Below are 23,799 nucleotides of genomic sequence, written 5' to 3' on the forward strand. Positions count from 1 at the left end.
AGTGAAACCGCCATGCCGCATTTCACGATCGAGTATTCGGCCAATCTCGATGGCCGCCTCGACATCGGCGCGGTCTGCGAAGTGGTGCGCAAGGCGGCGGTGGAGACCGGCATCTTCCCGCTCGGGGGCATCCGCGTCCGCGCTGTCAGGTGTGAGCATTATGCGATCGCGGATAGCAGGCAGGACTACGGCTTTCTCGACATGGTGCTGCGCATCGGTGAGGGCCGCGACCTCCCCACCCGCAAGACAGCCGGCGAGCACGTCTTCCAGGCCCTCTCGCGGCATCTCGATCCCGTCTTCGCCGCCAGCAAGTTCGCCCTCTCGTTCGATATGCAGATCAACGACAAGGACACCAGCTGGAAGCGCAACAACATCCACGACGCCCTGAAAGTGGAGGCCGCCCATGGATAAGCCCACGCCGAAAGCCGATGTGTTCCAGGCCAACCGCGACCGCGTCGCGCCGCTCTTAAAGACGCTGCGCGCCGACGGCATCGGCCACATGATCGACGGCAAGATCGTCCCGTCGATTTCAGGCGAGACCTTCGAGACCAAGTCGCCGGTCGATGGCGCTGTGCTCGCGAGCGTCGCGCGCGGCAATGCCGAGGATATCGATCGCGCGGCAACCGCCGCAGCGCTCGCCTTCAAGTCCTGGCGCGAGATGGGGCCCGCGATGCGGAAGAAGCTGCTGCATCGCGTGGCTGATGCCATCGAGGACAATGCCGACGACATCGCCGTGCTGGAATGCATCGACACCGGGCAGGCCTATCGCTTCATGGCCAAGGCCGCGATCCGCGCCGCTGAGAATTTTCGCTTCTTCGCCGACAAATGCGCTGAAGCCCGCGACGGCCAGAACATGCCGAGCGATGAGCACTGGAACGTCTCGACCCGCGTGCCGATCGGCCCGGTCGGCGTGATCACGCCGTGGAACACGCCGTTCATGCTCTCGACCTGGAAGATCGCCCCTGCGCTGGCCGCCGGCTGCACCGTCGTGCACAAGCCGGCGGAGTGGTCGCCGGTGACGGCGGCTATTCTCGCAAGACTTGTCAAGGAAGCCGGTGTGCCCGACGGCGTGCTCAACACCGTCCACGGCTTCGGTGAAGAGGCCGGCAAGGCGCTGACCGAGCATCCCGCCATCAAGGCGATCGGCTTCGTCGGCGAGAGCGCGACGGGCTCGGCGATCATGGTTCAGGGCGCACCGACCCTGAAGCGCGTGCATTTCGAGCTCGGCGGCAAGAACCCGGTGATCGTGTTCGACGACGCCGATCTCGACCGCGCGCTCGACGCCGTCGTGTTCATGATCTACTCGCTCAATGGCGAGCGCTGCACCTCGTCGAGCCGGCTGCTGATCCAGGCCAGCATTGCGGAGAAATTCGTGGAGAAGCTGACCGCGCGCGTGAAGGCGCTGAAGGTCGGCCATCCCCTCGACCCCTCAACCGAGATCGGACCGCTGATCCACGAGCGGCACCTCGCAAAAGTCTGTTCTTATTTCGACGTCGCGCGCCAGGACGGCGCGACCATTGCGGTCGGCGGCAAGGCCTATGACGGCCCCGGCGGCGGACATTATGTCGAGCCGACGCTGGTCACTGGCGCGCATGGCAAGATGCGCGTCGCGCAGGAAGAGGTGTTCGGCCCGTTCCTCACCGTGCTGCCTTTCAAGGACGAAGCCGACGCGATCGAGGTCGCCAACGACATCCGCTACGGCCTGACCGGCTATGTCTGGACCAACGACGTCGGCCGGGCGCTGCGCGTCGCCGACGCGCTGGAGGCCGGCATGATCTGGCTGAACTCGGAGAACGTTCGCCATCTGCCGACGCCGTTCGGCGGCATGAAGGCCTCGGGCATCGGCCGCGACGGCGGCGACTACTCGTTCGACTTCTACATGGAGACCAAGCACGTCTCGCTGGCGCGGGGCACGCACAAGATTCAGAAACTGGGAATTTAGGGAAACGGTCATTCCGGGGCGCGAAGCGAGCCCGGAATCCATTCATCCACCAACTCTGCTGCGCGATGGATTCCGGGTTCGGCTCTGCGAGCCGCCCCGCAATGACAGGACCGAGGGGAAACGCCAATGCCGGTACCGCAACACGTCTTCGAGCCGCCCTTCAACATCATCCGTTCGAGCCACGTCGTGCTCGACGTGACCGATCTGAAGCTCAGCCGCGCGTTCTACGAGACCACCGTCGGCCTGCATGTCGAGGACGCCGACGACAAGGTCGTGTATTTGCGCGCGGCCGAGGAGCATCAGCATCACTCGCTGGTGCTGCGCAAGGCGGCGGCTCCCGCCTGCGCCCGGCTCGGCTTCAAGGTCGGCAACGACAAAGACCTCGACAAGGCCGCCGCGTTCCTCTCCGAGAACAGCCTCGCCTACGCCTTCGCCGACCAGCCCTTCCAGGGCCGCACCCTGCAATTCACCGATCCCTTCGGCTTCCAGATCGAGCTCTATGCGGCGATGGACAAGCGGCCGCATCTGCTTCGCCGCTACGACCTCTACCGGGGCTGCCACCCGCAGCGGCTCGACCATTTCAACGTCTTCGCCGCCGAGGTGCAGGACACCGTGGACTTCTATGCGCGGCTTGGCTTCCGCCTCACCGAGTACGCGGAAGAAGACGGGCCGAACGGGCGCATCGCCGCCGCCTGGATGCATCGCAAGGGCAATGTCCACGACTTCGCCATCACCAACGGCAAGGGCCCGCGGCTGCATCACTTCGCCTATTGGACGCCGACGGCGATGAACATCATCCATCTCTGCGATGTCATGGCCTCCTCGGGCTTCGTCAAGAACATCGAGCGCGGCCCCGGACGCCACGGCATCTCGAACGCGTTCTTCCTCTACGTCCGCGACCCTGACGGACACCGCCTCGAGCTCTACACCAGCGACTATTTCACTGGGGATCACGACCATGAGCCGCTGCGCTGGTCGCTGCGCGATCCGCGCCGCCAGACGCTGTGGGGCGCACCTGCCCCGCGCTCCTGGTTCGAGCAAGGCTCACCCTTCACGGGCCAGACCGTGCGCGAGCCGAAATTCATCGCCGATGTGCTGGTGGCGGATTGAGCGATGAAGCTCCCTCGCCTCGCCACCTATTCCGTCAAGGGTGAACCCAGGTACGGCGCCGTCCTCGAGGGCGGCATCGTCGATCTCTCCGCGCGCTACGCCAAGGATTATCCGACGCTGCGCGAGGTGATCGCCGCCGGAAAGCTCGTCAGCCTTGCCGAGGAAGCCGCGGGTCGCACGCCGGTTCACGCGCTCGGCGAGATCACCTGGCTGCCGCCGGTGCCTGCGCCGGAAAAGATCATCTGCATCGGCGTCAACTATCCCGACCGCAATGCCGAGTACAAGGACGGCCAGGACGCGCCGAAATATCCGAGCATGTTCATGCGCTCGCCCCGCTCGTTCGTGGGCCATGATACGCCGCTGGTGCGCCCGCGTGCCTCCGCGCAGCTCGACTATGAAGGCGAGATCGTGCTGGTGATCGGCAAAGCCGGCCGGCACATTCCGGAAAGCACGGCGCTCGACCACATCGCCGCCCTCACGCTCTGCAATGAAGGCTCGGTGCGCGACTGGCTTCGCCACGCCAAGTTCAACGTCACGCAGGGCAAGAATTTTGATTCCAGCGGCAGCCTCGGCCCGTGGCTGGTGCCTTACATGCGGGAATCGCAGATCGCCGACATCAGGCTCACCACACATGTCAACGGCGAGCTGCGGCAGGACGACCGTACCAGCCGGCTGATGTTTCCGTTCCGCTACCTCATCAGCTATATCTCGACCTTCGCAACGCTGGTTCCCGGTGACATCATCGTGACGGGCACGCCAACCGGCGCCGGTGCGCGGTTCGATCCGCCGCGATACCTGAAGCCCGGCGATGTGATCGAGGTCGAAGCCGAGGGCATTGGGCGCCTGCGGAACGGCGTCGTCGACGAAGCCTGACCAACGATTGAAATGGAATAGCAGAATGACCACCCTCACCGGCGGCGAAGCGATCGTAAGTGGCCTTGTCGCCCATGGCGTCGACACCGTGTTCGGCCTGCCCGGCGCGCAAATCTACGGCCTGTTCGACGCCTTCCATCAGGCGCAGCTCAAGGTGATCGGCGCGCGGCACGAGCAGGCCTGCGGCTACATGGCGTTCGGCTATGCGCGCTCCAGCGGCAGGCCCGGCGTGTTCAGCGTGGTGCCGGGTCCCGGCGTGCTCAACGCCAGCGCGGCGCTGCTCACCGCCTATGGCTGCAACGAGCCGGTGCTGTGCGTCACCGGCCAGGTGCCGACGCAGTTCCTCGGCAAGGGCCGCGGCCATCTGCACGAGATGCCGGACCAGCTCGCGACCCTGCGCACCTATGTGAAATGGGCCGACCGGATCGAAGCGCCCGGCAACGCGCCGACCACCGTGGCGCGCGCCTTCCAGGAGATGACCTCCGGGCGGCGCGGTCCCACCTCGGTCGAGATGCCCTGGGATATTTTTACCCAACGCGCGGACACCGCGGCTGCGCAGGTGCTGGAGCCGCTGCCCGCGCCACTACCCGATCCTGATCTGATCAAGCAGGCGTCCGCGCTGATCAAGACCAGCAAGGCGCCGATGATCTTCGTCGGCAGCGGCGCGATCGATGCGGGCGAGGAGATCCTCGAGCTTGCCGAGATGATCGATGCGCCCGTGGTTGCTTTCCGCAGCGGGCGCGGCATCGTCTCCAATGCGCACGAGCTCGGCCTCACCATGGCCGCCGCCTACAAGCTGTGGCCGAACACCGACCTCATGATCGGCATCGGCTCGCGGCTGGAGCTGCCGACCATGTCGCGCTGGCCCTACCGCCCCGACGGGCTGAAGAGCATCCGCATCGACATCGATCCGGTGGAGATGCGGCGCTTCATCTCGGACATCGCCATCGTCGCTGATGCCAAGGCCGCAACCGCCGATCTCGCCGCTGCCGTCAGCAAGGCCGGCTACAGCAAGACCGCCGGCCGCCGCGGCGCGATCCGCGAGGCCACCGCGAGCGCGCAAGCCGAAATCCAGCGCATCCAGCCGCAGATGGCGTATCTCAACATCCTGCGCGAGGTGCTGCCGGCGAACGCGATCGTGACCGATGAATTGTCGCAGGTCGGCTTCGCCTCCTGGTACGGCTTTCCGATCTACGAGCCGCGCACCTTCATCACGTCAGGCTATCAGGGCACGCTCGGCTCGGGCTTCCCGACCGCGCTTGGCGCCAAGGTGGCGAACCCGGACAAGCCGGTGGTGGCGATCACCGGCGACGGCGGCTTCATGTTCGGCGTGCAGGAGCTTGCCACCGCCGTGCAGTTCAACATCGGCGTGGTGACACTGGTGTTCAACAACAACGCCTATGGCAATGTCCGTCGCGACCAGCGCGAGCGCTTCGACGGCCGCGTGGTGGCGTCGGATCTGGTCAACCCGGATTTCGTCAAGCTCGCGGAATCCTTTGGCGTGGCGGCGGCGCGCGTCACCGCACCGGACCAGTTCAAGGCGGCGATGGAGAAGGCGCTTAGCCACGGCGGGCCGTATCTGATCTCGGTCGAGGTGACGCGGGACCTCCGAAATCAGCCCGTGGGCGTTCATCCACCCGCCGAAGCCTTGAGGCCGGGCGCGCCCTGAAGTCGCGCCGCCGCGATCACCAACAGGCCCGCGCCTGCGACCGACCAGCAGGCGACCGGGGCCCAGTGCAGCAACGGCGCGTACTCGGGCATCTTCTGCAAGCCGCCGGCGACCGCCGCCATCCGCGCGAAGGTGCCGAGCGCCAGCGCCGAGAACACGAGGCCGGTGACTTTCCCCTCCGCACCGGTCGAGCCGATCGCCAGCGCGGCCGAGATCGCGCTCATCAGCATGCAGCCCCAGGCCGCGCCGGCGAGAAACTGCGCGGCGATCAGCGTGTTGAGGCTGCCGGCAAGCTCCGCTGCCGCGATCGCGACCGCTCCAAGCAATCCGGCGGCGCCCATCACGATCAGGCCGCCACGGTGCTTGACGACGAGGCTCGCCGGAAACATCGCGATGTTGAAGCCGATCCAGAACACCGGCATCAACCATTGCAGCTCGTCCGGCTTGGCGAACCGCAGATAGAACGGCGCGCTGTTCATGGCGAAGTGCAATTGATAGCCGAGCGCGAGCGCCACCATCGCGACGATGAAGGCGATCGGCACCAGGCCCAGCGGCTTGGCCGCCTCGGCCGGCGTCGGCGGCGAGGTGTCGCGCGCCACGTCGTACTCGATCCGCGACAGCCCGAGCGCCGTCAGCAGCAGCACCGCGCCGGAGATCACGAAGGGCAGCCGCGCGTCGTGCTCGCGCAGCATCACGCCGAGATAGGGCGAGACGGCGCCGGCGAGGCCATAGCCCAGCATGGCCAGCGCCGCGAGAAACGGCACCTGCGGCCTGGCGCGGTACTTGCCGAGCAAGGTCAGCGGCGGCGCGCGCAGGGCCGACGACGTGACCGACCAGACCACGATCAGCGCGATCAACCCTACCTGCGCACCCGCGCCGATCCCGGCCACGAAAGGCAGCGCGACGAAGGCCGCGCAGGAGATCGCCGCCAGAACGCCGACGAACAGGCCGAGCCGCCCGACGACGGGCGCGATCCTGTCGGCCGCGATCCCCATCGCGGTATCGGCGATGGTGAAGATGGCCTGGTCCAGCATCAGGATGAAAATCACGACCGCCGGCGCGAGGCCGACATCCGCCGCGAGCCTTGGCAGGTAGACGACGTAGGTAGTCCAGCCCAGTGTGAACACCAATTGCAGCACGGCGAGATAAAGTCCCGTGCGAGCCGCGTTTGCGCTCGCGCCAGTCGAGACCTGTGCAGTGGTCATGTCGCCGCCTCCCCCTCGCCGAAGCTTAGACGACAGACTGGCCCTAAGGGAATGCTTCAGAGCACCTTGCGGAAGGTCAGATTGATGCGCTGCCGTCCGAGCAGCGCGTGCTCGCCGTCGGCGAGCGGCGCCACGCCGTGATAGGCGAGCCGGCTAGCCCCGCCCCAGACCACGACGTCGCCATGGACGAGCCGGAAACGGCGCGGCTTGTCGCTGCGCGCCATGCCGCCGAACAGGAAGGTCGCGGGCAACCCGAGCGAAACCGAGACGATCGGCGCGGCGAAATCGAGCTCGTCCTTGTCCTGATGCAGCGACAGCCGCGTGCCCGGCTCGTAACGATTGACGAGACAGGCCTGGGGCGAAAAGCCGTCAAAACCACCCTGCTCCGCCGCGCGGCGGGCGAGATCGCGGAACACCGGCGGCATCGCCGGCCATGGCGCGCCGGTTCGCGGATCGATCGGGTCGTAGCGATAGCCGGTGTGATCGGTGATCCAGCCGCGCTCACCGCAATTGGTCATCGCCACCGACATCTGATAGCCGCCGGGCGTGGTCATCCGCCGGAATGGCGATTGCGCCACGATGGCGCGCACGGCGGCAATCAGCTCACTCTCGATCGGCCTGACGAATGCGCGCAGCAGCACGGCGCCATCGGCGATCTCCTCGCGCAAGGGCTGCGCCTCGGCGACGCTATCAAACAAATCCACCGTCAACGCCTGCGCTCATTTGGCATCATGAAAGATCACACCCAGCGTGTGGCGTTGGCCGGACCTGATACGGCTGACGCCATGGCGGAGGTTAACCCGATAGGTGCCGCGTGTCCCCTGCACCGGGCGGTGATGCACAGCGAAAGCGACGGCGTCGCCCTGCGCCAGCGGCACCACCTCGGCGCGGGACTGCATGCGCGGGCGCTGCTCGGTCAGCACGAACTCGCCGCCGGTGAAATCGCGTCCGGGCTCGGACAGGAGGATCGCGACCTGGAGCGGGAACACGTGCTCGCCATAGAGGTCCTGGTGCAGGCAGTTGTAGTCGCCCGCCTCGTATTGCAGCAGCAGCGGCGTCGGCCGCGCCTGCCCCGCCTCGTGGCAACGCTTCAGGAACGCCGCGTGCGCGGCGGGGTAGCGAATATCGATCCCCATCGCTTCGTTCCAGCGATTGGCGACGCCTTGCAGGTGCGCATAGAGCGCCGGGCGCAGCTGCGCGATGAGATCAGGCAGCGGATAGGAGAAGTACTTGTACTCGCCGCGGCCAAAGCCGTGGCGGCCCATGACGATGCGGCTGCGGAAGTGCGCGTCATCGAGATAGAGCGCGGCGATGGCGCGGCATTGGTCGGGGCTGAGCAGGCCCTTGAGGACGGCGCAGCCCTGGGTATCGAGGTCTCCGGTGATCTGGGGCCAGTCGAGGGCATCGACCTGGGAGGCAACGTCAGTTCCGGATTCAGTTGCGGCAATACGTTTGGCGACGCCCATGGCTCATCCTATCCACATCCGTCATTCCGGGGCGCGCCCTCTTGGGCGCGAGCCCGGAATCCATCAAGCCGCAGAGACTGCGGATGAATGGATTCCGGGCTCGCGACGTCGTCGCGCCCCGGAATGACGGAGGTTGTGTCGCAAGTCCTGACGACCGTAACCACCCGATTTCCGACTGCCTCCCCGTCATTGCGAGCACAGCGAAGCAATCCAGAATCCCACCGGGGAACCAGTCTGGATTGCTTCGTCGCAAGGGCTCCTCGCAATGACGCTCGAGAGCCTTCAGCCCCTTACCGGCAACGTCACCACGTCGTACCCATGCCTGATCGTCCGCTTCAGCACGGGGTCTTCCAGCTCGAAGTCGAACCGGTCGGCGGGGCGGATGCCACCTTTGGCCGCAAACGTGCCGCCGAACATGGCGCAGCCGTCGGGGAACCTGGTGCCGTCGAAGCCGCGCGCGATCAGGTCGGCGACGGGGAGCATCGCGTCGAGCGTGCCCTCCTGGTAGAGCACGCGCTCGCCCTTGATCGTGGCGTAGGAACGCAAAATCATCCTGTCCCAGTGGCCGATGACCTCCTCGAGCTCCCACAGCACTGACGCAATCGGCTTGTCGCACATCTGCTTGGAGACTGTGACGTTGTAGGCCTCGACCTTGCGGTCGGTGTGATCGGAGCCGCAGCCGACGAAGATGCGGCCCTGCCAGCCGATCAGCACGAACTCGACCTCGCCGGACGAGTCGCCGCCGCAGCACTCGATGCGGTCTTCCATGGTCAGCCTCCGCGCCGAGGCGCGGTAGTAGATCGGGGTCGAGGCCGGCGGGGCGATGCCCATCTCTTGCAGCTCGGCGATGTGCTTGTCGCGCGCGACGGGATCGCGGCCGGTCCAGCCGGCGATGACCATCTGGTCGATCGCCAGCGTCAGCGGCGTGGTGGCGTCCTGGGCATCGACGGTGAAAGTCAGGTCAAACACGAATTACGGCCTCCATGCCGGCAGCAAGTTCAAAGATACGGCGGTCCGATCCGCCCGCACCCGCCAGCATCAGGCCGACGGGAACGTCGCCCTCGCGATGTGCGGGCAGCGAGATGGCGCAGCCGTCGATCATGTTGATCAGGGTGCAGTTGCGCAGCGCGCGCAGGTTCTGGGTGGTGAACGCCTTGTCGTCGGCAAGGTCGGCAATCTTCGGCGGGGTGTTGGCGGTGGTCGGCAGCACCAAGGCGTCATAGGGGGCGATGTGCGCATTGACGCGGGCGATCAGCGAGCGGCGCTCGTTGAGAAGATCGATGTAATCCGCCGCGCTCTGCGCCTCGCCGCGCATGATGCGCACGGATACGCGGGGATCATAGACGTCCCCCTTGGTCGTGATGAGATAGCGGTGCCAGGCGTAGCTCTCGGACGCGGCAAAGCCGCCCTTGGCGTTCATCGGGCCGATATCGTGGAATTCGGCCATCTCGATGCGATCGATGATGGCGCCGTGATCGGCCAGCGTTTTCAGCGCGCGCTCGAACGTCTCGGCCACAGCCTTGTCGAGGTCGTCGAGCGCAATCGTGGTCGGCACCGCCAACCGCATGCCCTTCACCGGGCGCGGCCTCAGCGCGACGACCGGCTCGTTCGCGAGCACGGCGTCGAGTATGGCACAGCAGCTGACCGATCGCGCCAGCGGCCCGATGCTGTCGAGCGAGAACGACAGCGGCACCGCACCGTCGAGCGGCACGCGACGCTGCGTCGGCTTGTAGCCGACGATGCCGTTGAAGGCGGCCGGAATCCGGCAGGAGCCGCCGGTGTCGGTGCCGAGCGCGCCATGCGCCATGCCGTCGAGCACGGAGACCGCCGCGCCCGAGGACGAGCCGCCTGGCACGTGGCCCTCGGCCCGGTTCCAGGCGCCTTTCGGCGTGCCGTAGTGCGGATTGATGCCGATGCCGGAATAGGCGAACTCGGTCATGTTGGTGCGGCCGATCAGGACGAAGCCGGCCTTGCGCAGCCGCTCGACCGTCGCGGCGTCGTGCTCGGCCGCCGGGGAATCGTCGAGCGCGCGGGAGCCGGCGCGCGTCACCTGGCCCTTGATGTCGAAGAGGTCCTTGATCGAGATCGGGATGCCGGCATAGCGCGACGGTGCGGCCTTGACCTTGCGCAAGGCGTCCATCGCATCCGCCGCCGCGAGCGCGGCGTCCTTGTCGACGTGGATGAAGGTGCGCTGGCCCTCGCCGGCGGGGTCGGCGATCCTGGCGAGACAGGCCTCGACCAGCTTGCGGGAGGTGGTGCGGCCGCTTTCGAGGTCTTCGGCGAGCTTCGCCAGTGTCGGAAAATCGGGCATGTCTGTCTCACGGAATATTTGCGCGCGCAATCTATAGCGCTGCTTCAGTTCGACACAAGCATTGTGCGCATGATGGCATGCATGCGCATTGCTGGACCGTTGACGCGCCATGGTCGATTGTCGCATCAAGGTCGAAGCAGGCAGGCACAAAGGCCTGCCGCCCGGGAGGACCCGCCGACATGGCCGAACCGCAGCGCGCGCGACCGAAACCGACGCCGGAGACCCAGCATTTCTGGGACGGCACGAAAGCGGGCGAACTGCGCCTGCAGCGCTGCGACGCCTGCGCACATGTCTACTTCCCGCCGCGCCCGTTCTGCCCGTCCTGCGCCTCGCGCAAGGTCAGCATCTTCAAGGCGAGCGGCAAGGGTTTCCTCTACAGCTACGTGATCAACCACCGTCCCGCCGCGCCCGGCTTCACGCCGCCTTATGCGATCGCCGTGGTGGAGCTTGCCGAGGGACCGCGGATGATGAGCAACATCATCGACTGCCCGCAGACCCCGGAAGCGCTCGAACTCGACATGAAGCTCGAGGTCGCCTTCCAGGAGCTCGACGACAAGATCACCCTTCCCGTCTTCCGTCCGGCGAAGGGGTAAGCCATGCGCAGCAACCAGGTTGCCGTCGTCGGCGCGGCCGAGACCACCGAGCTCGGAATCGTCCCCAACGCCTCGCAGCTCCAGCTTCACGCGGACGCGGCGCTCAACGCCATCGCCGATGCCGGGCTGAAGCTCTCCGACATCGACGGCTTTGCCACAGCGGTCGAAACGCCGCAGCAGGTCTGCCACTATCTCGGCATTAGGCCTACCTGGGTGGACGGCACCTCGGTCGGCGGCTGCTCCTTCATGCTGCATGTTCGTCATGCCGCCGCGGCGATCGAGGCCGGCCTGTGCAAGACCGTGCTGATCACCCATGCCGAGAGCGGCAAATCGATGATCGGCAAGCTGCCGCGCTCGACGCCGGCGGACAGCCTCAACGGCCAGTTCGAGGCGCCCTATGGCGTCTATGGTCCGCCCAGCATGTTCCCGATCCCCGTGTTGCGCTTCATGAAAACCTACGGCATCACCCACGAGCAGCTTGCCGCGGTCGCGGTGGTGCAGCGGGAATGGGCGGCGAAAAATCCGCGGGCGATGATGAAGGACCCGATCACGGTCGCCGATGTCCTCAATTCGCGCATGATCGCCTATCCGTTCCGCCTGCTGCAATGCTGCCTCGTCACCGACGGCGGCGGCGCGCTGATCCTGACCTCGGCTGACCGCGCCAGGGATTTTCCGCGCAAGCCCGTCTACATCATGGGCACCGGCGAGAGCGTGGAAACGCCGATGGTCAGCCAGATGGAGACGTTTAATTCCTCGCGCGCGTTCAAGACCGCGGGTCCCCTCGCGTTCAAGGAAGCCGGCATCGCGCACAAGGACGTCGATCATCTCATGATCTACGACGCGTTCGCGCATCTGCCGCTGTTCGGCCTGGGCGATCTCGGCTTCATGCCGCATGAGGAAACGGGGAAGTTCATCGCCGACGGCAACACGCGGCCCGGGGCTAAGCTACCGCTCAACACCAATGGCGGCGGCCTCTCCTACATGCACTCGGGCATGTACGGCATGTACGCGCTCCAGGAGAGCGTGCGCCAGATGCGCGGCATCGCGCCGGCGCAGGTGCCGAACGCGAAGATTTCGGTGTGCCATGGCGTCGGCGGCATGTTCGCGGCATCGGGCACGATCGTGTTTACGAACGAGAGGTAACGCACCGTCATTCCGGGGCGCGCGCAGCGCGAACCCGGAATCTCGAGATTCCGGGTCTGGTGCTTCGCACCATCCCGGAATGACGGGCATAACAGGAGGCACCCACATGACAAAATCACTGCAAGACAAGGTCATCATCGTCACCGGCGCAGGCCGCGGCATCGGACGGGAGATCGCGCTGCTCTGCGCGGCGGAAGGCGCCAAGGTCGTCGTCAACGATCCCGGTGTCGCTGCCGACGGTGCCGGCTCGAGCGCTTCTCCCGCCGAGGAAGTGGTCGAGGAGATCAAGAAGCGTGGCGGCGCGGCGGTCGCCAATTTCGAGTCGGTGGCGGAAGCGATTCCCGCCAGCAAGATCGTGAAGACCGCGACCGATCATTTCGGCCGGCTCGACGGCGTCGTCAACAATGCCGGCATTTTGCGCGACATGATCTTCCACAAGATGAGCGTGGAGGCGTTCGAGGCCGTCATCAAGGTGCATTTGATGGGCTCGTTCTACGTCAGCCACGCCGCGGCGCGGATTTTCCGTGAGCAGGAGTCCGGCTCCTTCGTGCACTTCACCTCCACCTCGGGCCTGATCGGCAACTTTGGCCAGGCCAACTACGCGGCCGCCAAGCTCGGCATCGTCGGCCTGTCGAAGTCGATCGCGCTCGACATGGGCCGCTTCAACGTCCGCTCCAACTGCGTCTCGCCGTTCGCCTGGACCCGCATGATCGGCACCATCCCGACCGAGACCGAAGCCGAGAAGGCGCGCGTCGAGAAGATCAAGCAGATGGGTCCGGAGAAGATCGCGCCGGTCTGCGCCTATCTGCTGTCCGATGCCGCCAAGGACGTCACCGGACAGATCTTCGGCGCGCGCATGAACGAGCTGTTCCTGTTCAGCCAGAACCGCCCGCTGCGCTCGGTGCATCGCAGCGAAGGCTGGACGCCGCAATCGATCGCGGAACACGGCATGCCGGCGCTGAAGGGCTCGTTCTACAAGCTCGACCGCTCCGCCGACATCTTCCCCTGGGATCCCGTGTAAGGATCCGTCCAGCCGCATTTCCGGCATCCCTGCCCTGCGATCTCTGGTTGTCTCGATCAGAGATCGCCCCGGTTTACGCCCGATTGCAGGCGGATGCTGTCCTCCCAACAAAACTTTGGGAGGAAACCATGACAAGAATACTGACCAACTCCGACGATACGACTGCAAGCGAGCGTGGCGGTCTCGGCCGCCGCACTCTTCTCAAGGGCGCGGCCACGGTGGCCGCAACCGCCCTGCTCGCCTCGCGCGCTGACGCCCGCGAGTTCGGCGCCAATGCCGAGCCGCAGCGCTATCCCGACCCTGACATCATTGCCATCGACCCCAAGCGCTTCAAGGCCAAGGTCGGCAACACCGCGATCAAGCGGCTCTATACCGGCTGCCTGTGGGCGGAGGGACCGGCGTGGAATGCGCAGGGCCAATATCTCGTCTGGAGCGATATCCCGGCCAACCGGCAGCTGCGCTATCTCGACGACGACGGGCACATCTCCGAGCAGTTCCACAAGCCGTCGAACGAGGCCAACGGCAACTCGTTCGACACTGAGGGCCGCCAGATCAGCGCCGAGCGCACCCGCCTCGTCCGCTACGAGCATGACGGTTCGGTGACGACGCTGGCCGAGCAGGCTGGCGGCAAGCCGCTCAACGGCCCCAACGACATGGTCGTGCACCCCAACGACAAGGCGATCTGGTTCACCGATCCCGGTTATGGCGCGATCAGCATCTACGAGGGCAAGCTTGCCAATACCGGCTCGTTGCAGCCGTATCAGAAGGAAGCGGTCTATCGTCTCGACACGCAGACCGGACAGGTTGCGAAGGTCGCCGACGAGCCGTTCAAGCCGAACGGCATCGCATTCTCTCACGACTACAAGAAGCTCTATGTCTGCGACACCGGCATCACGCATTATCCGCAGGCGGAGAACGTGGTGTGGTCCTACGACATCGACGGGCCGAAGCTGTCGAACCCGAAGCGGCTGATCGACATGAAGCTCGACGGCAAGTCGGGCTTCCCCGATGGCCTGCGGGTCGACACCGAGGGCAACATCTGGGTCGGCGCCGGCTGGGTCGGTCCGGGCTATGACGGCGTGCAGGTGTTCGCACCGAACGACGGCGCGCGCATCGGACAGATCCTGCTGCCCGAGACCTGCGCCAATGTCTGCTTCGGCGGCAGGAAGCGCAACCGCCTGTTCATGACCGCGAGCCAGTCGCTCTATGCGGTCTATGTGGAGACACAGGGGGCGCATTTCTGTTGATGTGTGCGCCGTCATTCCGGGGCGGCTCGCAGAGCCGAAATCTCGAGGTTCCGGGTTCGCCCTTCGGGCGCCCCGGAACGACGGCTGAGGTTAGCCCGTATTCCTCAGCCCCGCAGAGATACCGTTGATGGTGAGCTGAATCCCGCGCAGCACCTGTTCGTCCGGGTTCTGCGCGCGGTGCTCCCTCAGCAGCTCGACCTGCACGTGGTTGAGCGGGTCGAGATAGGGGAAGCGGTGGCGCACGGAGCGTTCGAGCAGCGGGTTGCCTTGCAGCAGCCGGTCCTGGCCCATGATGTCGAGCAGCGTCTCGATGCAGGAATGCCATTCGCGGCGGATGCGGCCGAAGATTTTTTCGCGCAACGCCTCATCCGGTACGAGCTCGGCATAACGCGAGGCGATCGCGATCGAGCTTTTCGCCAGCACCATGTCCATGTTCGACAAGAGCATGCGGAAGAACGGCCATTCCTTGTAGAGCTCTTTGAGGAACGGCATGCCCTGTTGCGGATGCTCGGCGATCCATTGCTCGACCGCGGTGCCAAAGCCGTACCAGCCCGGCAGCATCAGGCGGCATTGCGCCCAGGAGAACACCCAGGGAATGGCGCGAAGGTCTTCGATCGCGCGGGTCTTCTTGCGCGAGGCCGGGCGGCTGCCGATGTTGAGCGTCGCGATCTCGTTGATGACGGTCGAGGCCCAGAAGTAATCGACGAAACCGTCGGTCTCGTAGACGAGGCCGCGATAGGCCTTGAAGGCGAGACTTGAGAGTTCGTCCATTGCAGTGAGGTATTCGCGGCGCGGCGCGCTCTGGCGCGGATGCAGCAGGCTCGCCTCCAGCGTCGCGGCGGCCAGGATCTCCAGATTGTTGCGGCCGACTTCGGCGTTGGAATATTTCGACGAGATGATCTCGCCCTGCTCGGTGATGCGGATCTGGCCGTTCACCGCGCCGCCGGGCTGCGCGATGATCGCGTCGTAGCTCGGCCCGCCGCCGCGGCCGACCGAGCCGCCGCGGCCGTGGAACAGGCGCAGGCGCACGTGATGCCGCTCGAACACGTCGACGAGATTGATCTCGGCCTTGTAGAGCTCCCAGCCCGAGGTGACGAAGCCGCCATCCTTGTTGCTGTCGGAATAGCCGAGCATGACCTCCTGCACGCTGCCGCGGCTGTCGACCAGGCGGCGATAATCGTGCAGCGACAGCATGCGGTCCATGATGGCGCTGGAGGCCTGCAGATCCTCGATGGTCTCGAACAGTGGCACGATGTTGATCGCGCTGCGCCCGGAGGGATGGACGAGGCCCACCTCCTTGAGCAGCACAGCGACCTCGAGCATGTCCGACATGCCCTTGCACATCGAGATGATGCATTGGGGGATCGCGTCCGAGCCGAACTTCGCATGCGCCTCCGCGGCGGCGTGGAAAACGTTGAGCTCGCCCATGGTCTCGTCGCTGTACTTGACGAACGGGGACACCAGCGCGCGCGTGCTGCGGAGTTCGTTGGTGAGCAGCGAGATGCGCGCGTCCTCGCCGAGCGCGAGATAGGACATGCCGGGGTTGGCGGCGTCCATCAGCTCGGCGATGGTCCGCTCGTGCACCGCCGAGTTCTGGCGGATGTCGAGCCGCGCCAGATGGAAGCCGAAACAGTCCACCGCACGCCGCAACAGCCGCAGCCGGCCGCGGGCGATGACGCGGGCATTGTTGGAGATCAGCGAACGGTGCAGCACGTCGAGATCGGCCTGCAACTCCTTGACGCTCTCGTAAGGCCTGCCCTTGCCGACCGGCCGGCGCGTGATCTCGACCTCGAGCGCTTCAGCCGTCGCCGTCAGGCGCGCATAGATGCCGGAGACCGCGAGGCGATACGGCTCGCCGCTCCGATGCGGCGACGTATCGGGCGAGCGCTCCGCCAGCGTGCGCAGCTCCTCGGAGACGTCGGCGAGATGGGCCGCGATCGACAGCTCGGAGCCGAGCACGTGCAGCTCGTTCAGGTAGAACTGCATCACCCGGCTCGACTGCAGCCGCAGCGTGCCGCGCATGACGTCGGCGGTAACGAAGGGATTGCCGTCGCGGTCGCCGCCGATCCAGCTGCCCATGCGCAGGAACGAGGCGAGCTCGCCGGCCGCCTGCTCGCCGTCCTCCTCCAGCCGGTCTTCCAGCACGTTGACCAGCCGCGGCACCTCGCGCAGGAACGTGTAGTCGTAGAAGGACAGGCCGTTGGCGACCTCGTCGAGCACGGTGAGCTTGGTCCGGCGAAGCAGATTGGTCTGCCACAGCGTCAGCACTTCGCGGCGGAGCTGCTCGTCGCTGGCGGCGGCCTCGTCCTCGGTCAGCGCGACCCGCTCGCGGCGGTCGAGCAGGCTAGCGACCTCCATCTCGCGGTCCATGGTGCTCTTGCGGCGGACCTCGGTCGGGTGCGCGGTCAGCACCGGGCTGACGAGCGCGGTCTTGAAGAAGTTGCGCAAGGCGTCAGGGCCGATGCCCGCGGCCTTGGCATGCGCCAGCGTGTCCGCCAGCACGCCGGAGCCGCCGTTCTTGGCTGCGGTGCGGGCGCGCATCTGGCGGATGTTGTTCTGGTCCTCGGCGATGTTGGCGAGGTGGGAGAAATAGCTGAAGGCGCGGACGATCCGCACCGTCTCGGAGGTCGACATGCTGTCGAGGATCTGCTCGAGCTCGCGGCGGGCGAGCCGGTCCTCGTCGCGGTGGAACCGGATCGAGGTCTGGCGGATGCGCTCGACCAGGTCGAACAAGTCGGCGCCCTCCTGGTCGCGCACCGTGTCGCCCAGGATGCGTCCGAGCAGGCGAATGTCGTCCCGCATGCGGGCATCCGCCTCCAGCGCCTGGACGTCCTCCGGGCGATTGGGGCGAGAATCTGCGGCGTCGGATGGTAATGTCTGGAGGGACATGGCTCGCTCCCCTGGTTCGAGCTCGCTTGACTGCCCGGCTCAGCCGAGTGTGCAAGTTTTTTGCCGCAGCGCAAGGTGAAGTTGGGGGCGGCGCACACTTGGGGTGTTACTTGGGACCGGGACTGCCGCTAAGCCGGCACGATCACCTTGCCGATCGGCCAGAGCGCGATGCCGGCGAGCTTCAGATGGGCCCAGGCGAAGGGGATGCCGATGATGGTGATCGCCAGGACCAGAGCGGTCACGAGATGGCCGAGCGCCAGCCACCAGCCGGCCAGCACGAACCAGATGATATTGCCGATCACGCCGAGCGGGCCGGTGCCGATATCCTCGACACCCGTGACCTCGTAGCGGCTGACCGCTTTCGAGCCGAACGGCAGCAGCGTGTAGACCGCGATGTTGAACGCCGCCCGCGCCCAGGGCAGGCCAATGATGGTGATGGCCATGATGATGGCGGCGACCAGCCAGCCGAACGCCATCCAGGCGCCGCCGATGAGGATCCAGAGCAGGTTGAGCAGGATGGAAACAGGGGCCATGGGATTATCCGGAGGTCGGTGATCCCTCTTTATAGCACGCCTTCCGCGGTCATAGTCCACGACGCCGGCCGCGTTCGGCACGCAACGACGTGCCGACGAATCCAACATCCTCGATCCCGCGCGAAATCTCCTTCGAACAGAGCCAAAGCGTCACCGAAGCGGCGCCAATCGCGGCCAGCACCGAAATGAGAACAGGATTGGGGCAGAATATGACGAGAAGATTGTCGAGCGGAACGGAGCCAGTTGGCCAGCGTGGGCTGCAGGTAGATGCCAAAGCCCCACCGGAAAGCATCACGGCCGCAGCGTTCGCTCCGGCCAGAACCGTCACGACGATCGCGAGGCCTTTCTTCATGGAGAGGATGAGATCAACCATCTTCACGACGGCACAACATGCGGCCACGACGACGAGGGCCGCGCCCCATCCGGCGCCCCCGGCGATCGCCTGAGCTTGGCCGCTCCAGGCCCACAGCGCAGTGACACAGGCAAGCAGGGTGAGATTGACCTTTACCGCTTCCGGAAACTTGCACCGAAGCACATGGATATTCGCCTTCTCGATGAGGTCCAGCAATGCGCAGGCGATCAAGCCAGCGGCAAAACCACCTAGATGGACACCCCAGTCAATCCGTGAATTGCCGAACGCAAACGCGATGTTCAATCCGATGTTGATCGCGAAGAAATCGAACCCGACATCGAGCTTGCCAAGAATCCACAGGCAAAGCAGCGCGCCCAGAATGCCCGACGTGGCGCCGGACGCGCCGGCCGTCAAATAGGGCGTGGAATGAATGCCATTGCCGATGACGGCGCCGAACACCATCGCGCAGAGATAGATGATGAGGAAATAGGCCGGTCCCACGCGCCGCTCGAGATGCCCGCCCCACAGCACCAGACACAACATGTTCATCGTGAGGTGGACGAAATTGACGTGCAGGAAGCCATAGGCGAGCAGTCGCCAATACTCATGCCGCGCGATTGCGGTCGTGTACATGCCCCCGTAGCGATACAGCAACTCCGCCGGCGCCGACGGACCGCCCGCCTGGATGAAGCAAAACCCCGACGTGAGGACCGTCACCGTCATCAGCGCGTAGACGGCCGCATGAGGGACTTCGAAGAAGCTGGCGCGGAATGAGGGCATAGGTGATCGCAAGCGGCTGGAGCGGGACCGCCAATCTAGCCGAGCCGATCCATAATTGCCACTCTTGCGTGTGCCAGCCGACCTGGCCTACCGCCCCTCGAACTTCGGCTCGCGCTTCTCCATGAAGGCCTTCATGCCCTCGGCCATGTCCTGGGTTTTGAACAATGGCAGGAGTTGGAGATAGACGTGGTGGACGTGGTCGGAGAAGGTCTCGTTGAGGCCCATCCGCATCATGCGCTTGGAGGCTTGCACCGCGAGCGGCGCGTTGGCGGCGATTTCGCGGGCAATCGCAGTGGCGCGGCTCATCAAGTCGGCGTCCGGCACGACCTCGTTGGCAAGGCCCCAGTCCAGGCACTCGCGTGCGCTCAGCGTGCGGCCGGTGAAAATCAGCTCGGAGGCCTTGGCCCAACCGAGCATCCGTGGCAGCAGCCAGGTGCCGCCGGATTCCGGCACCACGCCGCGCTTGACGAAGGCTGCGGCGAGTTTTGCGGATTCCGCCATGATGCGGATGTCGCAGCCGAGCGCGGTGTCCATGCCGTAGCCGGCGGCGCCGCCGTTGACGGCACAGATGGTCGGCTTGTCCATCGCTTGCAAGACCGTCGGCGGCGTGTTGCGCAGGTTGATCGTGGTCGGCGAGGACGCGGCGCTAAGGCCATTGCCGTCGCGCTCCTTGCGCAGGTCGAGGCCCGCGCAGAATGCCCGCCCCTTGCCGGTGAGGATCACGACGCGGACGTTCTTGTCCTCATTGGCCTCGGTCAAGAGCCGCGCCAGATCGTTCAGCATCGGCCCGGAGATCGTGTTCATGCGCTCCGGCGCATTCAGCGTGATGGTCGCGATGTGATCGGCGACTGTGTAGAGGACTTCTTTGGTGGCGTCACTCATGACGAATGTTTCCCTGTCGTTTCCCTCGTAGGGTGGGCAAAGGCGCGCTTGCGCCGTGCCCACCATCAGCACCTCGATCGTCATGGTGGGCACGCTTCGCTTTGCCCACCCTACGCATTCTTCAGATCTTCCGCCCCGCCTGCTCCCAATAGGGATCGCGCAGGCGGCGCTTGAATATCTTGCCGGAGTCTTCGCGCGGCAGCCCCGAGCGGATCTCGATGTGCTTGGGCACCTTGTAGTCGGCGAGCGAGGTCTTCAGCCGCGCGCGGACATCCGCGGCATCGAGCGTGATGCCGGCTTGCGGCTCGACCACCGCCATCAATGCCTCGCCGAATTCGGCGTCGGGGATACCGAACACCGCGCAATCATGCACGCCGGGCAAGGCGTGCAGCACGGACTCGATCTCGGCCGGATAGATGTTGACGCCGCCCGAGATCACCATGTCGCGCTTGCGATCGCAGATGAAGACGTAGCCGTCTTCGTCGATGTAGCCGACGTCGCCGGAGGTGATGAAGCCGTCGCGGTCGATCTCGGCGCGCTTCTCCGGCTTGTTGTGATAGGTGAAGTCGGCCATCTCCGCCATGCGGGAATAGATCTCGCCGATCTCGCCCACGCCGAGCACGCGGCCGTCATCGCCGATGAAGCGCAGCTCGGCGCCAGGAGAAATCTTGCCGACGGTGCCGGGCTTCTTGAGCGCGTCCTCGGAGGTCGCAAAGGTGACGGCGCTGGATTCGGTCGAGCCGTAGAATTCGTAGATCACCGGCCCCCACCAGTCGATCATGGCGCGCTTGACGTCGGCCGGGCAAGGCGCTGCCGCGTGGATGATATGGCGCAGCGAGGAAACGTCGTACTTCTTGCGCACCTGTTCCGGCAGCTTCATCAGTCGGATGAACATGGTCGGCACCATGAAGACGGTGTCGATCCTGTAGCGTTCGATCAACTCCAAAAACTCTTCCGCCTCGAAGCGCGGCATCAGCACCAGCGCGCCGCCGAGTTTTCCCGCGCGGATGCCGAACGAGTTCGGCGCGGAATGATAGAGCGGGCCCGGCAGGATCGCGCGGGCGCCGGGCTTCAGACCATAGATCATCGCGCGCATGCGCTCGCCGGCGGCCTGCTGCTCCGGCGTCGGCGCATTGCGCCGCACGCCCTTGGGATGGCCGGTCGTGCCTGACGTATAGATCATGCTCATCGGCTGCGGCACGATTGGGCCATCATAAGGCTGATGCTGCGCGAGCCAGGATTCGAAATCGATCGCGAAAGCCGGCGTCGCCAGATGATCCGGATCGATCTTGTAACTGGACAGGAACTCCGGCGGCGTCGGCACGCTGAGCACGGTGACGCCTTTCGGGATTGCGTCGCGCAGGGCGTGCAGCATGTCGGCATGCCCGATCAGGACGGATGTGTCGGTGTCGTTGAGGATGTAGTTGATCTCCTCCGGCTTGAAGTGCCAGTTGATCGGCACGCCATAGGCACCCAGCCGCATCGCGGCGTAGGCGGCTTCAATGAAGGCGATGTCGTTGCGCATCAGCATGCAGACGCAATCGCCCGGGCGGACGCCGAGCTTGCTGAGGCCGTTCGCGATGCGGTCGGCGCGATTGGCGACGTCGGCGTGGGAACGGCGGCGGTCGCCGGAGACGATGCCGAGGAACTTTGACGTTTCGCTCATTGTTGTTTTTCTTTGTTGTGGTTAGTGGCCGTCATTCCGGGGCGATGCGCAGCATCGAACCCGGAATCTCGAGGTTCCGGGTCTGGTCCTTCGGACCATCCCGGAACGACAGAGAACTAATCCGCAAACTTCGGCGCACGCTTCTCCAGATTGGCGCGCACCGCCTCGGTCTGGTTCGCACTACCGATCAGCTTCTGCTGCTCGACCGACTCCGCGAGCAGCGCCGGGCCCGGATCGACTGAGAGATTGTTGAGCAGGCGCTTGGCGGCGCGGATCGCATCGGGGCTCTTGCCGGCGATCTCGCGCGCGACGTCGAGGGCTGCGGCGCGCGGGTCGTCGCAGATGCGCGTGGCGAGGCCATAAGTCAGCGCCTCCTGCGCGGAGAAGATGCGCCCGGTGTAAGTGAGATCGCGCAGGATGTCGTCGCGCACGAGACTGGCCAGGATCGGCGTGCCCGCCATATCAGGCACGAGGCCCCATTTGATCTCCATCACCGACATCCGCGCATCGGGGGAGAGGAAGCGCATGTCGGCGCCGAGCGAGAGCTGGAGGCCGCCACCGAAGGCAACGCCGTGCACGGCCGCGATTACGGGAACAGGAAGCTGGCGCCATCCCCATACCGCCTGTTGCGGAAAGTTCGCCTGGCCATGCGTGCGCTTGGTGAGATCGCGATTTTCGCCACCCGGAATTCCGTTGCCGCCCTTTTCCTTCATGGCGGCAAAACGCCCCATGTCGAGACCGGCGCAGAAAGCGCGGCCCTCGCCGGAGAGCACGACGACGCGCACGCCTTTTTCCTTCGAAAGCCGTTCGGTGGCGGCAACCAGCGCCTCGAACATGGCCTGATCGAGCGCGTTCATCTTGTCCGCGCGCACCAGGCGCACGTCGGCGACGCCTTCCGAGATCGAGATCGAGACGCGCTCTTCCATGGATGAATTCTCCCCTGTTCTTGTTCAGTGCCGCTTTACAGGAAGCCGGCGGCCGGATTTAGTCAATCGATCAATTAACCGACAATCCCTACGGGGGAAACACCCATGTTCAAGGAAAATCTTCTGGCCGGCCGGCGCATCCTCGTGACCGGCGGCGGCACCGGGCTCGGCAAGTCGATGGCGGCGCGCTTCCTCCAGCTTGGAGCCGAAGTGCACATCTGCGGCCGACGCAAGATCGTGTGCGACGAGACCGCGACCGAATTGATGGATCTTTATGGCGGACGCGTCACCAGCCACGGCGTCGACATCCGCAACGCGCTCGCGGTCGAGGAGATGATCGAAAACATCTTTCGCGAAGCGCCCCTCACCGATCTCATCAACAACGCCGCCGGCAATTTCATCTCGCGCACCGAAGAGCTGTCGCCGCGCGGCTTCGACGCCGTCGCCAACATCGTCATGCACGGCACGTTCTACGTGACGCATGCGGTCGGCAAGCGCTGGATCGCCTTGAAGCAGCCCGGCAACGTCGTCTCGATCACCACGACCTGGGTGCGCAACGGCTCGCCCTATGTGGTGCCGTCGGCGATGAGCAAGTCGGCGATCCACGCCATGACGATGTCGCTTGCGACCGAATGGGGCCGATACGGCATCCGCCTCAACACGATCGCGCCCGGCGAGATCCCGACCGAAGGCATGAGCAAGCGCATCAAGCCGGGCGACGAGGCCGGCGCGCGCACCAAGGCGATGAACCCGATGGGCCGTGTCGGCACCATGGAGGAGTTGCAGAACGTCGCCGTGTTCCTGATCTCCGGCGGTTGCGACTGGATCTCCGGCGAGACCATCGCTATGGACGGCGCCCAGGCGCTCGCGATGGGCGGCAATTTCTACCAGCTCCGCGACTGGAGCGACGACGACTGGAAGACCGCGCGCGAGAGCATCATGGCCCAGAACGAGAAGGATCGGGCGAAGCGGGGGTAGTCGCTCTCTCCGTAGTCGTCCTGGCGAAAGCCAGGACCCACTACCACCGAATATCGTTTGGCGAAGATTGGTCATGACCGGTCTTCGCCAAATTGCGTTTTACGGCTATGGGTCCTGGCTTTCGCCAGGACGACGGCGGGGCTCCCCCATCTTGTCTTCACTCGCGGATGACGCCACACTCGGCGGCATAAGAACAAGATATCACGGGAGGAA

Annotated in this window: 20 protein-coding genes and 1 pseudogene; 10 read left to right on the plus strand and 11 right to left on the minus strand. The window is 65.4% G+C overall.

Annotation, left to right across the window (positions count from 1 at the left end; all coding sequences use genetic code 11):
• The first annotated feature begins 12 nt into the window (after positions 1-12).
• The 5 genes and pseudogenes from ACVWW6_RS37385 (at position 13) to ACVWW6_RS37405 (ending at position 5,577) form a co-directional block, all read left to right on the plus strand.
• The gene (locus tag ACVWW6_RS37385; RefSeq protein ID WP_404523256.1) at positions 13-411 is read left to right on the plus strand and encodes a 5-carboxymethyl-2-hydroxymuconate Delta-isomerase; all 399 of its coding nucleotides are present in this window, start codon (positions 13-15) and stop codon (positions 409-411) included.
• On the plus strand, positions 404-1,942 hold the full coding sequence (gene hpaE / locus ACVWW6_RS37390; RefSeq protein WP_456682513.1) for a 5-carboxymethyl-2-hydroxymuconate semialdehyde dehydrogenase: 1,539 nt from the start codon (positions 404-406) through the stop codon (positions 1,940-1,942). The genes ACVWW6_RS37385 and hpaE overlap by 8 nt, the downstream gene beginning before the upstream one ends.
• 126 nt (positions 1,943-2,068) lie before the next feature.
• Positions 2,069-3,052, plus strand: a complete 984-nt coding sequence (gene hpaD, locus ACVWW6_RS37395; RefSeq protein WP_456682514.1) for a 3,4-dihydroxyphenylacetate 2,3-dioxygenase — start codon at positions 2,069-2,071, stop codon at positions 3,050-3,052.
• 3 nt (positions 3,053-3,055) lie between these two features.
• Positions 3,056-3,925: a fumarylacetoacetate hydrolase family protein gene (locus tag ACVWW6_RS37400; protein WP_456682515.1), complete on the plus strand. Its 870-nt coding sequence runs from the start codon at positions 3,056-3,058 to the stop codon at positions 3,923-3,925.
• 25 nt (positions 3,926-3,950) lie between these two features.
• Positions 3,951-5,577, plus strand: a pseudogene (locus ACVWW6_RS37405) (thiamine pyrophosphate-dependent enzyme).
• On the opposite strand, the gene ACVWW6_RS37410 reads toward ACVWW6_RS37405, so the two are convergent.
• From ACVWW6_RS37410 to ACVWW6_RS37430, 5 genes are all read right to left on the minus strand, one after another.
• On the minus strand, positions 5,555-6,799 hold the full coding sequence (locus tag ACVWW6_RS37410) for an MFS transporter (protein WP_456682516.1): 1,245 nt from the start codon (positions 6,797-6,799) through the stop codon (positions 5,555-5,557). The pseudogene ACVWW6_RS37405 and the gene ACVWW6_RS37410 sit on opposite strands and share 23 nt — an antisense overlap.
• 56 nt (positions 6,800-6,855) lie before the next feature.
• Entirely contained in the window at positions 6,856-7,509 is a 654-nt protein-coding gene (gene alkB / locus ACVWW6_RS37415; RefSeq protein WP_456682517.1) for a DNA oxidative demethylase AlkB, read from the minus strand.
• Positions 7,510-7,518: 9 nt separating this feature from the next.
• The gene (locus ACVWW6_RS37420) at positions 7,519-8,265 is read right to left on the minus strand and encodes a 2OG-Fe(II) oxygenase (protein ID WP_011085746.1); all 747 of its coding nucleotides are present in this window, start codon (positions 8,263-8,265) and stop codon (positions 7,519-7,521) included.
• A gap of 282 nt (positions 8,266-8,547) precedes the next feature.
• Complete coding sequence (locus tag ACVWW6_RS37425) at positions 8,548-9,234, minus strand: DUF2848 domain-containing protein (RefSeq protein WP_060911117.1); 687 nt, start codon at positions 9,232-9,234, stop codon at positions 8,548-8,550.
• The gene (locus tag ACVWW6_RS37430) at positions 9,227-10,576 is read right to left on the minus strand and encodes an amidase (protein ID WP_028172361.1); all 1,350 of its coding nucleotides are present in this window, start codon (positions 10,574-10,576) and stop codon (positions 9,227-9,229) included. The genes ACVWW6_RS37425 and ACVWW6_RS37430 overlap by 8 nt, the downstream gene beginning before the upstream one ends.
• Positions 10,577-10,755: 179 nt before the next feature.
• Between ACVWW6_RS37430 and ACVWW6_RS37435 the strand changes: the two genes are divergently transcribed.
• The 4 genes from ACVWW6_RS37435 (at position 10,756) to ACVWW6_RS37450 (ending at position 14,580) form a co-directional block, all read left to right on the plus strand.
• Positions 10,756-11,169 carry a Zn-ribbon domain-containing OB-fold protein gene (locus ACVWW6_RS37435; RefSeq protein WP_028172362.1) on the plus strand — a complete coding sequence of 138 codons (414 nt, stop codon included), beginning with the start codon at positions 10,756-10,758 and terminating at the stop codon, positions 11,167-11,169.
• 3 nt (positions 11,170-11,172) lie between these two features.
• Entirely contained in the window at positions 11,173-12,312 is a 1,140-nt protein-coding gene (locus tag ACVWW6_RS37440) for a thiolase C-terminal domain-containing protein (protein ID WP_011085742.1), read from the plus strand.
• Between the two features lie 106 nt (positions 12,313-12,418).
• Positions 12,419-13,333: an SDR family oxidoreductase gene (locus ACVWW6_RS37445; protein WP_028172363.1), complete on the plus strand. Its 915-nt coding sequence runs from the start codon at positions 12,419-12,421 to the stop codon at positions 13,331-13,333.
• Positions 13,334-13,461: 128 nt separating this feature from the next.
• A complete protein-coding gene (locus ACVWW6_RS37450; RefSeq protein WP_304551653.1) occupies positions 13,462-14,580 on the plus strand; it encodes an SMP-30/gluconolactonase/LRE family protein in 1,119 nt (372 codons plus the stop codon).
• 90 nt (positions 14,581-14,670) lie between these two features.
• On the opposite strand, the gene ppc is transcribed toward ACVWW6_RS37450, so the two are convergent.
• The 6 genes from ppc to ACVWW6_RS37480 all read right to left on the minus strand — a co-directional run bounded on the left by ppc (position 14,671) and on the right by ACVWW6_RS37480 (position 22,608).
• Positions 14,671-17,469 (minus strand): phosphoenolpyruvate carboxylase, encoded by a 2,799-nt coding sequence (ppc, locus tag ACVWW6_RS37455; RefSeq protein WP_456682518.1) that lies wholly within the window; start codon positions 17,467-17,469, stop codon positions 14,671-14,673.
• A 128-nt stretch (positions 17,470-17,597) separates the two neighbouring features.
• Positions 17,598-18,002 carry a YccF domain-containing protein gene (locus ACVWW6_RS37460; protein WP_060911113.1) on the minus strand — a complete coding sequence of 135 codons (405 nt, stop codon included), beginning with the start codon at positions 18,000-18,002 and terminating at the stop codon, positions 17,598-17,600.
• Between the two features lie 49 nt (positions 18,003-18,051).
• Positions 18,052-19,134: a rhomboid family intramembrane serine protease gene (locus ACVWW6_RS37465; protein ID WP_304551648.1), complete on the minus strand. Its 1,083-nt coding sequence runs from the start codon at positions 19,132-19,134 to the stop codon at positions 18,052-18,054.
• 87 nt (positions 19,135-19,221) lie between these two features.
• Positions 19,222-20,016 carry an enoyl-CoA hydratase/isomerase family protein gene (locus tag ACVWW6_RS37470; protein WP_304551646.1) on the minus strand — a complete coding sequence of 265 codons (795 nt, stop codon included), beginning with the start codon at positions 20,014-20,016 and terminating at the stop codon, positions 19,222-19,224.
• A 121-nt stretch (positions 20,017-20,137) separates the two neighbouring features.
• On the minus strand, positions 20,138-21,682 hold the full coding sequence (locus ACVWW6_RS37475; protein ID WP_304551644.1) for an acyl-CoA synthetase: 1,545 nt from the start codon (positions 21,680-21,682) through the stop codon (positions 20,138-20,140).
• Positions 21,683-21,798: 116 nt separating this feature from the next.
• Entirely contained in the window at positions 21,799-22,608 is an 810-nt protein-coding gene (locus tag ACVWW6_RS37480; RefSeq protein WP_304551643.1) for a crotonase/enoyl-CoA hydratase family protein, read from the minus strand.
• A gap of 105 nt (positions 22,609-22,713) precedes the next feature.
• Between ACVWW6_RS37480 and ACVWW6_RS37485 the strand changes: the two genes are divergently transcribed.
• The gene (locus tag ACVWW6_RS37485; RefSeq protein WP_161535836.1) at positions 22,714-23,586 is read left to right on the plus strand and encodes an SDR family oxidoreductase; all 873 of its coding nucleotides are present in this window, start codon (positions 22,714-22,716) and stop codon (positions 23,584-23,586) included.
• Positions 23,587-23,799: the final 213 nt, after the last annotated feature.

It is taken from the genome of Bradyrhizobium sp. USDA 3311, assembly GCF_054062495.1.

What these genes read in the sequence shown, in the direction of transcription:
- ACVWW6_RS37400 (WP_456682515.1), top strand. Translation starts at nt 3,056, where the DNA reads ATGAAGCTCCCTCGCCTCGCCACCTATTCCGTCAAGGGTGAACCCAGG.
- ACVWW6_RS37445 (WP_028172363.1), top strand. Translation starts at nt 12,419, where the DNA reads ATGACAAAATCACTGCAAGACAAGGTCATCATCGTCACCGGCGCAGGC.
- ACVWW6_RS37485 (WP_161535836.1), top strand. Translation starts at nt 22,714, where the DNA reads ATGTTCAAGGAAAATCTTCTGGCCGGCCGGCGCATCCTCGTGACCGGC.
- ACVWW6_RS37420 (WP_011085746.1), bottom strand. Translation starts at nt 8,265, where the DNA reads ATGGGCGTCGCCAAACGTATTGCCGCAACTGAATCCGGAACTGACGTT.
- ACVWW6_RS37465 (WP_304551648.1), bottom strand. Translation starts at nt 19,134, where the DNA reads ATGCCCTCATTCCGCGCCAGCTTCTTCGAAGTCCCTCATGCGGCCGTC.
- ACVWW6_RS37470 (WP_304551646.1), bottom strand. Translation starts at nt 20,016, where the DNA reads ATGAGTGACGCCACCAAAGAAGTCCTCTACACAGTCGCCGATCACATC.
- ACVWW6_RS37435 (WP_028172362.1), top strand. Translation starts at nt 10,756, where the DNA reads ATGGCCGAACCGCAGCGCGCGCGACCGAAACCGACGCCGGAGACCCAG.
- ACVWW6_RS37440 (WP_011085742.1), top strand. Translation starts at nt 11,173, where the DNA reads ATGCGCAGCAACCAGGTTGCCGTCGTCGGCGCGGCCGAGACCACCGAG.
- ACVWW6_RS37475 (WP_304551644.1), bottom strand. Translation starts at nt 21,682, where the DNA reads ATGAGCGAAACGTCAAAGTTCCTCGGCATCGTCTCCGGCGACCGCCGC.
- ACVWW6_RS37410 (WP_456682516.1), bottom strand. Translation starts at nt 6,799, where the DNA reads ATGACCACTGCACAGGTCTCGACTGGCGCGAGCGCAAACGCGGCTCGC.
- ACVWW6_RS37460 (WP_060911113.1), bottom strand. Translation starts at nt 18,002, where the DNA reads ATGGCCCCTGTTTCCATCCTGCTCAACCTGCTCTGGATCCTCATCGGC.
- hpaE (WP_456682513.1), top strand. Translation starts at nt 404, where the DNA reads ATGGATAAGCCCACGCCGAAAGCCGATGTGTTCCAGGCCAACCGCGAC.
- ppc (WP_456682518.1), bottom strand. Translation starts at nt 17,469, where the DNA reads ATGTCCCTCCAGACATTACCATCCGACGCCGCAGATTCTCGCCCCAAT.
- ACVWW6_RS37480 (WP_304551643.1), bottom strand. Translation starts at nt 22,608, where the DNA reads ATGGAAGAGCGCGTCTCGATCTCGATCTCGGAAGGCGTCGCCGACGTG.
- ACVWW6_RS37385 (WP_404523256.1), top strand. Translation starts at nt 13, where the DNA reads ATGCCGCATTTCACGATCGAGTATTCGGCCAATCTCGATGGCCGCCTC.
- hpaD (WP_456682514.1), top strand. Translation starts at nt 2,069, where the DNA reads ATGCCGGTACCGCAACACGTCTTCGAGCCGCCCTTCAACATCATCCGT.
- ACVWW6_RS37450 (WP_304551653.1), top strand. Translation starts at nt 13,462, where the DNA reads ATGACAAGAATACTGACCAACTCCGACGATACGACTGCAAGCGAGCGT.
- ACVWW6_RS37430 (WP_028172361.1), bottom strand. Translation starts at nt 10,576, where the DNA reads ATGCCCGATTTTCCGACACTGGCGAAGCTCGCCGAAGACCTCGAAAGC.